This window comes from Nocardia sp. PLKS1-43, assembly GCF_059510335.1.
Window position 1 is genome coordinate 1,513,680 of record NZ_JCAJZQ010000001.1, and the last position, 13,823, is coordinate 1,527,502.

At 68.7% G+C, this 13,823-nt stretch carries 13 protein-coding genes; 9 read left to right on the forward strand and 4 right to left on the reverse strand.

Annotation, left to right across the window (positions count from 1 at the left end; translation table 11 throughout):
- Positions 1-155 precede the first annotated feature (155 nt).
- The 5 genes from AC5WS7_RS07260 to AC5WS7_RS07280 all read left to right on the forward strand — a co-directional run bounded on the left by AC5WS7_RS07260 (position 156) and on the right by AC5WS7_RS07280 (position 6,749).
- Positions 156-1,934: a GAF domain-containing sensor histidine kinase gene (locus AC5WS7_RS07260; protein WP_495953527.1), complete on the forward strand. Its 1,779-nt coding sequence runs from the start codon at positions 156-158 to the stop codon at positions 1,932-1,934.
- 81 nt (positions 1,935-2,015) lie between these two features.
- Entirely contained in the window at positions 2,016-2,477 is a 462-nt protein-coding gene (locus AC5WS7_RS07265) for a MarR family winged helix-turn-helix transcriptional regulator (protein ID WP_495953528.1), read from the forward strand.
- Between the two features lie 57 nt (positions 2,478-2,534).
- Positions 2,535-5,120, forward strand: coding sequence for an MFS transporter (locus AC5WS7_RS07270; RefSeq protein ID WP_495953529.1), 2,586 nt, complete (start codon positions 2,535-2,537; stop codon positions 5,118-5,120).
- 82 nt (positions 5,121-5,202) lie between these two features.
- Positions 5,203-5,712 (forward strand): SRPBCC family protein, encoded by a 510-nt coding sequence (locus AC5WS7_RS07275; protein WP_495953530.1) that lies wholly within the window; start codon positions 5,203-5,205, stop codon positions 5,710-5,712.
- Positions 5,712-6,749, forward strand: a complete 1,038-nt coding sequence (locus AC5WS7_RS07280; protein ID WP_495953531.1) for an LLM class flavin-dependent oxidoreductase — start codon at positions 5,712-5,714, stop codon at positions 6,747-6,749. Before AC5WS7_RS07275 ends, AC5WS7_RS07280 begins: the two co-directional genes overlap by 1 nt.
- 15 nt (positions 6,750-6,764) lie before the next feature.
- On the opposite strand, the gene AC5WS7_RS07285 is transcribed toward AC5WS7_RS07280, so the two are convergent.
- The 3 genes from AC5WS7_RS07285 to AC5WS7_RS07295 all read right to left on the reverse strand — a co-directional run bounded on the left by AC5WS7_RS07285 (position 6,765) and on the right by AC5WS7_RS07295 (position 10,209).
- Positions 6,765-7,958, reverse strand: a complete 1,194-nt coding sequence (locus AC5WS7_RS07285; protein ID WP_495953532.1) for a damage-control phosphatase ARMT1 family protein — start codon at positions 7,956-7,958, stop codon at positions 6,765-6,767.
- A gap of 348 nt (positions 7,959-8,306) precedes the next feature.
- Entirely contained in the window at positions 8,307-9,740 is a 1,434-nt protein-coding gene (locus AC5WS7_RS07290) for an MFS transporter (protein WP_495953533.1), read from the reverse strand.
- Positions 9,741-9,753: 13 nt separating this feature from the next.
- Positions 9,754-10,209 (reverse strand): MarR family winged helix-turn-helix transcriptional regulator, encoded by a 456-nt coding sequence (locus AC5WS7_RS07295; protein ID WP_495953534.1) that lies wholly within the window; start codon positions 10,207-10,209, stop codon positions 9,754-9,756.
- Between the two features lie 136 nt (positions 10,210-10,345).
- Between AC5WS7_RS07295 and AC5WS7_RS07300 the strand changes: the two genes are divergently transcribed.
- Positions 10,346-10,855, forward strand: coding sequence for an Lrp/AsnC family transcriptional regulator (locus AC5WS7_RS07300; protein WP_495953535.1), 510 nt, complete (start codon positions 10,346-10,348; stop codon positions 10,853-10,855).
- A gap of 10 nt (positions 10,856-10,865) precedes the next feature.
- Here AC5WS7_RS07300 and AC5WS7_RS07305 read toward each other — a convergent pair whose 3' ends face one another.
- On the reverse strand, positions 10,866-11,762 hold the full coding sequence (locus AC5WS7_RS07305) for a cutinase family protein (RefSeq protein ID WP_495953776.1): 897 nt from the start codon (positions 11,760-11,762) through the stop codon (positions 10,866-10,868).
- A 400-nt stretch (positions 11,763-12,162) separates the two neighbouring features.
- On the opposite strand from AC5WS7_RS07305, the gene AC5WS7_RS07310 reads away from it, so the two are divergent.
- From AC5WS7_RS07310 to AC5WS7_RS07320, 3 genes are read left to right on the forward strand one after another with little or no spacing between them, the layout of a single operon-like run.
- The gene (locus AC5WS7_RS07310; RefSeq protein WP_495953536.1) at positions 12,163-12,630 is read left to right on the forward strand and encodes a GntR family transcriptional regulator; all 468 of its coding nucleotides are present in this window, start codon (positions 12,163-12,165) and stop codon (positions 12,628-12,630) included.
- A complete protein-coding gene (locus AC5WS7_RS07315; protein WP_495953537.1) occupies positions 12,630-12,947 on the forward strand; it encodes a hypothetical protein in 318 nt (105 codons plus the stop codon). Before AC5WS7_RS07310 ends, AC5WS7_RS07315 begins: the two co-directional genes overlap by 1 nt.
- Before the next feature lie 60 nt (positions 12,948-13,007).
- Entirely contained in the window at positions 13,008-13,820 is an 813-nt protein-coding gene (locus AC5WS7_RS07320; RefSeq protein ID WP_495953538.1) for a thioesterase family protein, read from the forward strand.
- Positions 13,821-13,823: the final 3 nt, after the last annotated feature.

The window sequence follows — 13,823 nt, forward strand, 5'->3', positions numbered from 1 at the left end:
CGGTGTCGCTCCATCCGATCATTCGAACCGGGGTGTGCGACAGAGAACAAGGTCCCAAGCAGTCCTTCACCTCCACCTGGGCGACCGGAGGTGCGGGGCCCGGCGTATGATTTTCGGGCCCGAGCGTGATCCCGCCGACTATCAGGATTGCCGATATGGCCGATCTGCCGGACAGGGCAGCGCGATCCTCGACGCCGCCCTTCCCCGAGGCGCCGGCGCGACCCGAGCGCCGGTCCGGAACCGAGCCGTATTCGGTGCGGGATGCACTGTCCCAGTTGCGGTCCCGAGAGCTGCTCGCCGAGGTCCGGGACCGGATGGACGAGGTCATCGATGTCCGGGACCGGATGAACGAGCTGATCGAGGCGATTCTCGCGATCACCTCCGGACTCGACCTGGACGACACTCTGCACACCATCGTGCGCACCGCCGTCAGCCTGGTGGAGGCCGGTTACGGCGCGCTCGGCGTGTACGGGCCGAAGAGGCAGCTGGACAACTTCGTTCAGCAGGGGATCGACACCGCCGACGGCGACCCGGTCGGCGTCCTGACCCAGGGGCGCGGGGTCCTCGGCCTGATGTGCGATCCCCCGCGCACGGTGCGGCAGACCGATGTCGCCGCGGCCGGATTCCCACCCGATCATCCGGCGACGCGCTCCTTTCTCGGTGTGCCGGTTCGTATTCGGGACGATGTGCTGGGCGGTCTGTACCTGAGCGAGAAGTCCGACGACCAGCAGTTCACCGAGGACGACGAGGTGATCGTCGAGGCCCTGGCCGCCGCGGCGGGGATCGCGATCGATAACGCCCGCCTCTACGAATCGGTTCGCACCCGCGAGGATTGGACCGCGGCCACGCGCGATATCGTCACCGAATTCCTGGCGGGTGCGCCGACGGCTGAGGTTCTGGCGCATCTCACCGACCGGGCCCGGCGCCTGACCCGATCGGAATGGGCATGTCTGGCGCTGGCGCCGGATCCGGACGACCCGGATACCACATCCGAAGCGCTGGAGATCACCGAATGGTCCGGTCCCGCAGCGAAATTCGGGCCCGCACCCGCGCTGCGCACCGACGGCACCGCGGTCGGCGCGGTTCTGCGCGAACGCCGGACCGCGACGTTCGACGACGCCGCATCCTGCGGCCTGGCCGACCTCGTTCCCGGCACCGGACCGGTCCTCATCGCCCCCCTGCACACACCCGATACCCTCATCGGGCCCCTGGTATTGGTGCGTCCCGCCGGATCCACGGCGTATTCGACCGAAATCGCCGATCTGGTCACCGGATTCACCGATCAGACGGTGCTGGCGATGCAGCTGGCCCGGGCGCAGCGGCGCATGCAGGTGATCGACATTCTCACCGACCGCGATCGCATCGCGCAGGATCTGCACGATCATGTCATCCAGCAGTTGTTCGCCATCGGCCTGACCCTGCAGGGCACCATTCCGCACACGAAATCGACGCGGGTGCGCGACCGGCTCACCGGAGTGGTCAACGATCTGCAGGACGTGGTCCAGGATATCCGCACTTCCATCTTCGAACTGCACGGCGGTGACCGTCGCGCGGTACAGCTGCGCGAACGCCTCGAGTGGGCGATCCGGCAGGAGTGCGCACACCGTGAGGTGCGGGCCGCGCTGCGCGTGGACGGGCCGCTGTCGGTGGTCGAACCAGAACTCGCCGAACATGCCGAAACCGTTGTGCGCGAGGCGGTGGCCGAGGCGCTGCGGCATTCGGGAACCACGACCGTGGAAATCGCGATCGGCGTCGCGGACGATCTCACCGTGCTGGTCACCGACGACGGTCTGCCGGATCCGAGGGACGCGCCATCCGGCGGTCTGACGGATCTGCGCCGCCGGGCCGAGCGCGCGGGCGGCCGGTTCACCGTGGGCCCGGGCGCCGCGGGAGGCACCGGCTCCCGGCTGTCCTGGTCGGCTCCTCTGCACTGACGGACGCCTCGTCGTTCCGGCTGGAATTTTCGTCCGAAATAAACATAGGTAGCCTATATAGGTGTGTGATACACACAACATATGGGCACATCACACCCCGATGCGGACCTCACCGAAATGGCCTCGACCCTGATCGAGGTGTCCGCGATGCTGGTGCGGCAGTTGCCGAACCGGCAGCAGGTGAGCCTGACGACGGTCTCCACCCTCGGCCGGTTGGATCGGGAGGGTCCGCAGCGGCTCACCGCGCTGGCCGCCGCGGAAGGCGTCGCCCAGCCGTCGATGACCCAGCTGGTGCACAAGCTCGAGGCGGGCGGACTCGTCGAGCGCCGGCCCGATCCGCGGGACAAACGCGGATGCCTCATCGAGGTCACCGAGGCCGGTCGCCGAATACTCGCCGAACGCCGGCGCGAACGCCGGGACTGGCTCGCCGAACGCCTGACCGCGCTCTCGGAGCGCGAGCGCGGCGAACTGGACGCGGCGATGCGGACCGCCCTGCCCATCGTGCGCCGCGCGGTGCGGCCCACGGACATGTTCGACAAGTAAGTGCGGCAGGGGTTTTCGGGAGAGAACCTGCCGGAGTTCGACGGACGGAACAGATCGATGGCTATCGAAGAACTGACCCGACCCGCGGGCGAGGGGCCCGCGGGCCACGGCACCTGGATCGGTGTCGACCATCCCCGCTACAAGTGGGTTGCCCTGACCAATACGACCCTCGGCATGCTGATCGCGACCGTCAACGCCTCGATCGTGCTGATCTCGCTACCGGGCATCTTCAACGGCATCCGCCTCGATCCGCTGCAACCCGGCAACGTCAGCTATCTGCTGTGGGTGCTGATGGGGTACATGCTCGTCACCGCCGTACTGGTGGTCGCGCTGGGCCGGCTCGGCGACATGTGGGGGCGGGTGCGGATCTACAACGCCGGATTCGGCATCTTCACACTCACCTCTGTCCTGTTGTCGCTGGACCCGCTGCACGGTGCGGGCGGCGCGCTGTGGCTGATCGGCTGGCGGCTGGTGCAGGCCATCGGCGGCGCGATGCTGATGGCCAATTCCGCGGCCATCCTCACCGACGCGTTTCCGGCGCGTCAACGCGGAATGGCATTGGGCGTCAACATGGTCGCCGGTATCGCCGGATCGTTCGTCGGGCTGATCCTGGGCGGTGCGCTGGTGGCGTGGGATTGGCGCTCGGTGTTCTGGGTGAACGTGCCGATCGGCCTGGTCGGCACGGTGTGGGCGTATCGCTCGCTGCACGAGACCGGCGTGCGCACGCCGGGCCGGATGGACTGGTGGGGCAATCTGACCTTCGCGATCGGGCTCACCGCGCTGCTGGCCGGCATCACCTACGGCATTCAGCCCTACGGCGGCCACACCATGGGCTGGACGAATCCGTGGGTGCTGGCCGGACTCATCGGCGGCGCGGTGATGCTGGTGGTGTTCTGCGTCGTCGAGGTCACCGTCGCCGAGCCGATGTTCCCGTTGCGGCTGTTCCGCAATGCCGAATTCGCGGGCGGGAATGCGGCCACCCTGCTGGGCGCGATCGCCCGCGGCGGACTGCAGTTCATGTTGATCATCTGGCTGCAGGGCATCTGGCTGCCGCTGCACGGCTACGACTACGCGGACACGCCGTTGTGGGCCGGAATCTATCTGCTGCCGCTGACCTGCGGATTCCTGGTCGCCGGACCGATCGCCGGACATCTGTCGGACCGGTTCGGCGCGCGGCAGTTCGCAGCCGCGGGGTTCGTGGTGATGGCCGTGTCCTTCGGCGGAATGCTCGCGCTGCCAACCGATTTCGCGTACTGGGTATTCGCGCTGCTGGTATTCGTCAACGGGCTGGGCAGCGGACTGTTCGCCGCGCCGAACACCGCGATCATCATGTCCAGTGTTCCGGCCGCAGCACGGGGCGCGGCCTCGGGTATGCGGGCGACATTCCAGAACGCGGGCATGGTGCTGTCGATGGGCGTGTTCTTCTCGCTGATGATCGCCGGACTGGCCGGATCCATGCCGCACACGTTGTTCACCGGACTCACCGACCAGGGCGTGCCCGCCGGAGCGGCCCGCTCGATCGCCACTCTGCCGCCGGTGGGGGTGCTGTTCGCGGCGTTCCTGGGCTACAACCCGATCGAGCATCTGCTCGGTCCGGACATTCTCGACCATCTGCCCGCGGCCAACGCCGCCACGTTGACCGGACGCCAGTTCTTCCCGCACCTGGTCTCGCAGCCGTTCCACGACGGACTGGTCGTGGTGTTCTCCATGGCGATCGCGATGTCGGTGGTGGCCGCGGGCGCCTCGCTCGTGCGCAGCCGCAGGCCGGCCGGAGCCGAGGAATACCTGGAATCTCGTGAAAACCTCACGGGCGCAATGGATGACCGAGCGGTGCCGGGCGATCATGCCGACACTGCCGGGTACGGCGGCGGCACCGAGCACGCCGGCGGGATCGCCGGACGGGTCACCGACGCGGGTGGCCGCGCGGTGGCCGCCGCGGCGCTGACGCTGATCGATCATCGCGGTCGCCAGCACGGGCGTGGCCGTTCGCGCTCCGACGGCGGTTACGAATTGCCGCTGCCGCCGCCCGGACGGTACGTGCTGATCACCGCGGCGGATACCCGCAGGCCACATGCCACGTCGCTGTCCGTGGGCACGCGACCGATCGTGCACCACATCGTGCTGTCCGGCGGGGCGAATCTGTCCGGTCGAGTACTCGCGGCAGGTGGATCCGCGGTGCCGGGGGCCACCATCGTGGTCGTCGATGTGCGCGGGGAGGTCGTCGGTACGGCCACGACCGATGCGGGCGGCGACTACGTTGTCACCGGGCTGCCGCCCGGGACGTTCACGCTCACCGCACACGCTCGCGGCCATCGGCCCACGGCCGCATCGGTCGCGCTCGGCGCCGAGGACGCGGCGCACTGTGACCTGAGCCTGGCCCGCGCGGCCGCGATCTCCGGCACGGTGCGACGCGACCACGGCGACACGCCCGTTCCGGACGCCCGCATCACGCTGCTCGCGGCCGACGGAACCGTGGTGGCCACGGCCGTCTCGGACGAATCGGGTGGCTACACGCTCGCGGATCTCGTCCCGGGCGACTACACGCTGTGCGCCAGCGGGCATCCGCCGGTGTCGGCCGTGGTCACGCTGAACGGCGCGGGCGACCCGAAGCTCGACCTGCATTTCGACGCTCCCGTCCGGTGACGACGGCCGTTGCCCGCCATCCTTGACATCTATAGTTCACCTACGAGACTATGCAGCTCAGCCACTAGACGGAGGTGTTCGTATGGAGTGGACGGGCGCGAAATACGCCGACGGCCCGACCGCCGAGGTCGAGACCTGGATCGATGCGACGCCGCGGCGGGTCTGGGAGATCGTCTCGGATATCACGCTCATGCCGCAGTTCAGCGACGAACTCCAGGCCGCGAGCTGGCTGGGCGAGGCGAGCGGCCCCGCGGTCGGCAACACCTTCCTCGGCAGTAACAGCCATCCGGCGCTCGGAGAGTGGCAGACCACCTCGCACGTCGTGGAATGCGAGCCGCCGAACACCTTCGCCTGGGCCGTGAACGATCCGGAGAATCCCACCGCCACATGGCGTTTCACGCTCGAGCCGCGCGACGGCGGCACCGCGTTGCGGGAGTGGATGCGGTTGGGCCCGGCCCGTTCGGGGCTGTCCCTGGCCATCGATCGGATGCCGGACAAGGAGGAGAAGATCGTCTTCGTCCGGATGCGCGAATTCGAATCGGCGATGACCGCCACGGTCGCGGCGATCAAGTCTCGCGCGGAAACCTCGTGATGAGAACCGCGACGACGGTCGAGGTCTCCGACAATGCCCGCGAAACAATGGATTTCGTCCTCGAGGCGGAGAAACTCGGCCTGGACGTGTGCTGGGTTGCCGAGGCGTGGGGGTCGGACGCGCCGTCCGTACTGGGTTATCTGGCGGCGCGGACCGATCGGATTCTGCTGGGCTCGGGCATCATTCAGCTGGGCACCCGCACCCCGGTGGCCATCGGGCAGACCGCGCTGACCCTGGCCGACCTGTCCGGCGGCCGATTCCTGCTCGGACTGGGCGCATCGGGCCCGCAGGTGATCGAGGGGCTGCACGGAGTGCGGTTCGATCATCCGCTGACCCGGATGCGCGAGACCGTGCAGATCCTGCGGCAGGTGTTGGCGGGTGAGAAGCTCTCCTTCTCCGGCAAGCATTTCCGGATTCCGCTGTCCGGTGAAACCCGCCCGATGCGGCTGTCCAAAGCCGCGAATCCGGACATCCCGATCCACCTGGCCACTCTCTCCCCCAGAATGCTCGAGCTGACCGGCGAGATCGCCGACGGCTGGCTCGGCACCAGCTTCGTCCCCGAGGGCGCGCACGCGTATTTCGATCCGCTCGACGCCGGGCTCGCCGCGGCCGGGCGCACCCGCGACGATCTGGACATCTGCCAGGGCGCGGAGGTCGCACTGTTCGACGACGCCGATCGGCTGCACGCCCATATCGACAGCCGCAAGCTCGAACTCGCCTTCAGCATCGGCGGGATGGGCAGTGCGCGCACCAATTTCTACAACGCCGCCTACGCGCGACAGGGTTGGTCACAGATCACCGGGCAGATCCGGGAACGCTGGCAGGCCGGTGACCGCGAGGGGGCGGCCGCACTGGTCACCGACGAGATGGTCCTGGCCACAACACTCATCGGCACCGAGGACACGGTGCGCGAACGACTCCGCGTCTGGCGCGACGCGGGCGTGGACACCGTGCGGCTCTACCCGGCCGGAGATACCTTGCGAGACAAGCTCACCACGCTGGGCCGCGCGCTCGAGTTGGTCGCCGAGGTCGGCTGAGCCGCCGCACGCTGCTCACGACCGCACCGACCGGCCCTCGTCGCCCGCGGCACGGGGACGGGCGCACTGGATGACCGCGTAGTCGCCGCTGGTGCGCCAGGACGGGTCGGCGGCGTCGAGTTCGGCGGCTCGGCCCTCGGGCAGGCCGGTGACGACATCGCATTTGAGGGTGCGCAGTGCGGTCACCGGCGACGGGAAATAGTCCGCCAGATCGGCGAAGGGGGTGGTCGGTGCCCAATAGCGATCGCCGACCAGACGTCGGTAGTTCAGATCGCCCTTGAGAATCGTGATCCTCGCCTCGGACAGCTCGGCGGTGAGTTCCTCCGGTAGTTCGTGGTAAGTCAATGGGGCGCAGAAGAATTCGTGCGTTCGCGGGATGAGCCGGTCCGTGCTGAGCGCCTGCCACAGGCGCTGCCCGATGCGCTGCGCCTGCGATTCGGTGGCCGAGCGCAGCAACCGCAGCACGGCCAGCAGATCGTGCGGGGTGGCGTCGGAGACGTAGTAGGGCTGCGGTTTGAGGTACAACACGATCCGCGCTGCCCGGCCGGTGGCGAGCAGGTGGTCGGCCAGGACCAGATCGGGCAGCAGTTCGCGACCGGCGTTGTCCGCGATCACGCAGACCGTCGCCGCGTCCGAACCATCCAGCGCCGACCACAGCTGTGCGCTCTCATCGACCAGCAGGCCGGTGCGGGCGCCCGGGCCCGCGGTGAGCCGGAATCCGAGATCGGCCTGATTGCCCCACAGCGCCGAGCGCAGCAACGCATCGCGCGCGGTGTCATCGGATGCGGCCGAAATGTCCGCCAGGGCCGCGAGTTCGGCGACGACCTCAGGGGTGTCCAGTTCGGCGTACTTCTTCGGCGCGAACGGATCCACCCCTGCCCAGGCTCCGGGACCGAAATAGCCGACCGCCTCGAGCAGGCGGCGGTAGAAATAGCTCTCCGCCCACAGGAACGACGCGTCACGCCACGGCCGCCCCCACTGCTCCCGGCCCCAGGCCAGCCAGCGCGGCAGATCGGGCGCGGTGGTGCCGAGCTCTTCGATCACCCCGTCGCGGCTCTCGTCCAGCAGGCGATGCAGCGCCGCACGCTGGGCCGGATCGTACGGGTGACCCGCGATGACCTGATCGATGAGGACGGGGTGCCGGTCGTGGAACACGCTGTGCGCGAACGTGCCCGGAACTCCGGCGAGGATCGGTGGCGCGGCGGTCATCCCTCGATCCTGTCGTATCGGCGCAGCCGGTCCGGAGGCGGCCCCGCTTCGAGGGAAGTCTCCGGCTACTACTCAGCACACTCGGTCTCCGGATGCATTTCCCTTACTCTTGCCGGGCCGGGATGCCCGCCTCGATTCCCGCGAGGAAGCCGCCGGACAGCGATTCGGCGGCACGATAGGCTGCGATCATTTCGAAAGTTACAGGGAACAGCCGGGATTTGGATCGCGGTCAACCCCTGCGTCGCACCGCAACCTCGTGGCCGGCGCAAAAGCGGGCCGCGGGGGCAATCGCGGCCCGCCCTCTCGAGCCGTCTCGTCCAGCGAGACATCCGCGAGCTTAACGAGCAGTCAGCTATTTCGTGGCGTTTCGCCGGATCCCGCCTTGCCGACCCGGGCGATCGACCGGTCCAGCACCGTGACCGCGAGCAGCGCACCCGAGATGACCAGGATGAACACGGCCAGATCGTGCAGTCCGGCGGTATCGGCGGTCGCGGGGAAGAACGCACCGTTGGCACTGGAGGCGATCAGCGCGCCGAGATACATGAACGTGCGCAGCAAACCGGCCGAAGAACCCATCCGGGTCGGATCGGCCTGGTGGTACACCGCGTTCTGGTTGGCCAGGTTGAGCAGCCCCTGCGGCACACCGAACAGCAGCGCCAGGCCCAGCAGCAGCCAGATCGCGGTGGAGGCGTGCATCAGCAGCAGCAACGCACCACTCAGCAGTTGCACGAACGCCCCGGCGACGAGGTTGCCGCGAATTCCCGGGCGGCGACCGGTGGTGGTGGAGACCAGGATCGCGAACACGAAGGTGGGCAGCAGCACCAGACCCGCCGCCGAGGCGCTCAGGCCCCGGCCCTCTTCCAGCCACTGCGTGAATCCGTAGAGGTAGCAGTAGCTGACCGTGGCCGCGAGCACGGTTCGCGCATAGGTGGCGACCAGGGGTATGTTGCCAGCGAGCACCCGCAGATCGATGAACGGCTCGGCGGCCCGCAATTCCCGCACCACCAGCGCGAGGGCGCAGACGGCACTGATCGCGAGCAGATACAGGTTCGGCAGGCGCGGGGTCATCACGAACAACAGCAGCGAGACCAGCATTCCGGCGAAGGCCACGATCCCGGCGAAGTCGATCCGGGACACGGATCGCGAATCACTCTGCCGCACCGCGGTATTCGGGAACCGCAGCCACCCGAGCACGAAGCCCGCGACGGCCAGCGGGATGTTCACCGCGAGGGTGGCGCGCCAGCCGCCCAGGCCGATCAGGAGTCCGCCCAGCGACGGGCCGATCACCGAGATCGTCTGATTCGCCACCGCAAGCAGCGTCAGGATGCCGCCGGGACTGTCCTTACCGCTGCGCTCGGACTCGCTGCGCAACAGGAACATGGCCGACGGATAGCCCGCGCAGGTGCCGAAACCCAGGATCACCCGGGCCAGGATCAGCACGCCCAGATTCGGTGCGAACGCGCCGAGCACGCCGGCGAAGCCGGTCAACGCGGTACCGGCCAGGAACAGCCGGCGCGGACCGTAGAGGTCGACCAGGCGTCCCACGACCGGCTGCCCGACGGCCGTGGCCAGATACAGCGCGGAGATCAGCCAGGCCGTCTGCGCCGGGGCCGCACCGAAGGCGTGCCCGATCGGCACCAGCGACACCGCGATGATCGAGGAGTTGATCGGATTCAGGATCGACCCGAGAACCATCGGGGCGATCAGCTTGCGGTCGAACCCGTCGTCCTCGCGGCGGATGCGGCGCAATGGCGCCGCCACACGTTCCATTACTGCGGTCAAAGGCCCCACCTCGTCACGGATCGAGCTGGGTCAGCCGTTCCAGCAGGGCCAGCGCCTCGAGGACGGTCATCCGCTCGGATTCGGTGAAGTGGTCCTCCAGCTGTCTGGCCAGCCACTCCTGCCCGCTGCGGGATCGGTCGTCGAAGATCGCGCGGCCGGCGGCACTCAGCGACACCAGCTGTTTGCGGCCGTCCCGCGGATCGGGCCGGCGTTCGATCAGGCCCCGCTCATCGAGTACGGCCAGGGTGGCGGCCATCGACTGCGGGCGCACCCGCTCGGCCGTGGCCAGCTCACTGGCCGACGCGTCACCCTGTTTGCCCAACCGGCTCAGCACCGCGGTCTGCGTCGGGGTGAGTTCACGGTTGTCCGCGAGCTCGTGCAAGCGGCGGCGGAGGCGGCCGACCACGGTCCGCAGTTCGCGCGAGGCGCGCGCGGAGGATTCGGAGACGTCCCCGGGGGTCTGATCCATACTTCTACGTTAAGCTAATCAGTTCAGGCTGTCCAGCTTGAGCTGTGTAGTTTACGACACTCAGACATTGCCCGGAACTCGAAGAATATTCCGTCATACAGCCGTGAGCCGAATGATCTTCTATAGAGTCGACGATATGCGCACGCCCGATCAGACGCCCACGCCGCGCCGCCCTCCCACTCCCGCCGTACTCGACGATATCGACCACATCCTGCTCGACGAACTATCCCGCGACGGCCGGATCACCAATCACGCGCTGGCGGCCGCGGCCGGCATCGCCCCCTCGACCTGCCTGGGGCGCGTGCGCTCCCTGGTCGAACGCGGTGTCATCCGCGGCTTCCACGCCGACATCGATCCGGCGGCACTGGGCCGCAGCCTGCAGGCCATGATCGCGGTGCGGGTGCAGGCCGGGGCGCGACCGCACCTGGCCGAATTCGGTGAGCAGCTCGCCGCGCTGGACGAGGTGATCAACGTGTATTTCATCGCCGGAGCCGACGACTATCTCGTACACGTCGCCACCGCCGACACCGAGGGGCTGCGCCGGTTCGTCCTGGATCATCTCAGTGCCCGCCCGGCGGTGGCGAGCACCGAGACGATCCTGATCTTCGAGCACGTCCGTCCACGGGCCCGCGCTCCCCGCAGCTGACGGCCCGCCGCTATGCCATACCGGAGAGCCAGCTGTGCAGCCAGCCGGTCGCGGTGGCACCCGAGTTGTCCACCACGTAGGACGAATAACGCTGGTGCACCGAGGAACTCAGGAAATGCTGCAACTCCTGCACGCGTTCGTCGTTGGCCGTCGCAGTGAACTGGCTCTGCAGCCTCGGGAAGCCGCCCGCGGCCATCACATCGCCGAGGATCGACTGCGCGTCCTGCTGATAATTGCCGATCCGCGCCGGATCGGGCGCGGAGATGTGCGCGAAGAAGCCCGCGATGCGGGTGGCGAAATCGTCCGTCGGGGTGGAGCAGTACAGATCCCCCACCGCGCAGAATGTCCGCACCTTCGGTGTGAGCAGGCCGAAGCCGCCGATTCGCGGTCCCTCCGCCCCCGCACCCGGCACCGGCGGGCCGATCAGGATATCGGTCGGCGAACGACGCGGGTCCGCGACCAGTCCCACCGCATCCACCCGGCTCGGCGGCACCACACCCACTGCGGTGCCGATCTCGGCCGCCAGGTCACCCGCCGCGTCGGCGCCCTGACTGTACCCGAGCAACGCGAGTCTCGTTGCGGCACAACGCGTTGCCATCGCCCCGATCATGCCGCGCGCGGTATCGACCGCCTGTTGTTTGGACCGCCCGTAGACCTCGCCCTCCCAGGGCAGCGCGGTTGCCGGATAGTCGACGTAGTCGGTGCTCACCCCACCGGGCAGGCCGTTGGTGACCCGCGCGAGCATGCCCTTGCGCGGATCTTCCCGGGAGGTCTCCCAGGTGCCGGGAATCGCCACGACGTACAGACCCGGACATCGGGACGGGACGGCGTGCGCCGCGGGCGCGACGGCCACCGACAGCGCGGCCGCGGCGATGGCGGCGGCCAGCAGGCCACAGCCGCGCCGGATCGACGGTGCGGACGAACGCCGGGAAATGGTGGACGAGAACACGATGGTGCGAATGGACACAGCCGGCACTCCTGTAGTCGTCAAACTCGGATGTGGGGGCAGCTCATCGCGCCAGAGCGGGACCGCCGAGACCGATCCGGCGAACTCGCCCGGGCCATTCCAGGCGAATCGTAGCCGAGGCCGCGAGGGGCTCCGGGACGGGCCTGCCGAATTGTCGAGCCAACCCGAATTCCGGTTCGGAGCGCCCCGACCAGCGAACTCGCGGCGGCAGCCGAATCCGGTCGCCGGGCCGGCCGACCCCGGAAGTTCCGTCCGGCGGCGCGAGCCCGGACGACTTAAACTGTCCCTGGCACAGGACGGATGGTCGTGCGGGGAATGTCGCGGAAGGGCTGAGGCGCCGATGGGAGCGCGGACGGTAGTCGCCGATGTCGCCGACGAATTGGCGCGCCGGGTGGCCTCCGGCCGGTACGTCCCCGGTGATCTGATGCCGTCGGTGCGCGGGGTCGCCGCGGAGTTCGGCATGAATCGTGCTACCGCACAACTGATTCTGGGCCGGCTCGAATCGTACGGATTCCTGCACGCGCGGCGCGGCAAGGGCTTCACCATCCGCGATGTGCGCGAGGAGGGCGGAGTCGAGGTGTACCGCAGGCTGTTCCGGCTTTCCATGCCGACCGCCGACCGGCACGACCCCGACCTGGTCATCGCGATGTTCGGCGACATCGTGGCAATGGAACGGCAGATCCTGGCCGAGGCCCTGCTGTCCTGCACCGCGACCCGGCAGCGGATCGATCGCAGGGCGCTGGAGCAGAGCACGATATCGATGCCTTGGAAACGCTTGCGCGCGAACCGGTTCCGAATCCCGCACTGATGCTCGCCGCCGAGGTCGCGCTGGTGCGCCGCCTGCTCGGCGCGCTGGGCCACACGATGCAGCGGGCGGTGTTCAACAGCATCGGCGAGATGATCGCCGAGGTGCCCGAGGCGGTCGCGGCGTACTACGCGACCGGGCCGGAATTGCACGTCATGGTCTGGCGGGCGTTGGCGTCGGTATGGGACGAGGGGTCGTCGCCCTCCCCCGCGCAGATCGAGCGGTTCGAGAACCTGTTCCACACCTTCCACGAGCGGGTGGTCGACCGATTCGCCGAACTGGTCACCGGTCCGCACGAAACCGTCAGCGGCGCAGCCTGATTCGGACGTGCGTCACGGGTGGTGCGCGACGTCCGCCGCCCGGATCGTAGGTTGGGAGGGGTGAGCGAGACGACCGGACCCCAGAACAGCTATTTCGTGCGCGTCGGCGAGCACCGCTTCGTCCCCACCCCGCACGCCGGTGGGGCCTGGGCCGACGACGAGCAGCACTTCAGCCCGCTGGGCGGGCTCATCGTGCACGAGATCGAGCGCTACCGGGCAGATGGGCACTGTCCGCCACTGGCGATGAGCCGCATCGGCTTCGACATTCTGGGCCGCATCGCGGTCGAGGAGTTCGAGATCGCCGTGCGGACCGCCCGGCCCGGCCGCACCATCGAACTGGTCGAGGCGACGGTCACGATCGGCGGCCGCGCAACCGTGACCGCACGCGCCTGGTACATGCAGTCCCAGGACACCGCGGCGGTCGCGGGCGGCGAACCCGATCGGCTACCGCCGCCCGAGTCGCTGTCCTCGTGGCCGCTCACCTCGGTGTGGCCGGGCGGCTACATCACCTCACTGGACACCCGGCCCGTTGCGCCGCCGCGACCGGGCCGCACCACCGCGTGGGTCGGCACTTCCCTTCCGCTGGTGGCGGGTGAATCGGCCGGACCGCTCGCCGCTTTCGTCGCGCTCGTGGACACCGCCAACGGCATCGCCGTGCGGCAGGAGCCGACGAAGTGGATGTTCCCGAACCTCGATCTCACCATCCACTTCCACCGGCAGCCCGAAGGTTCGTGGACCGGCCTGGACACCACGGTCGTGTTCGGCGCGACCGGGCAGGGGCTGACGAGTACGGTTCTGCACGATGTCCGCGGCCCGGTCGGACAGGCGCAGCAGATCCTGACCGTTCGCCCGCAGCCACCCGGCGGCGCGTAACAC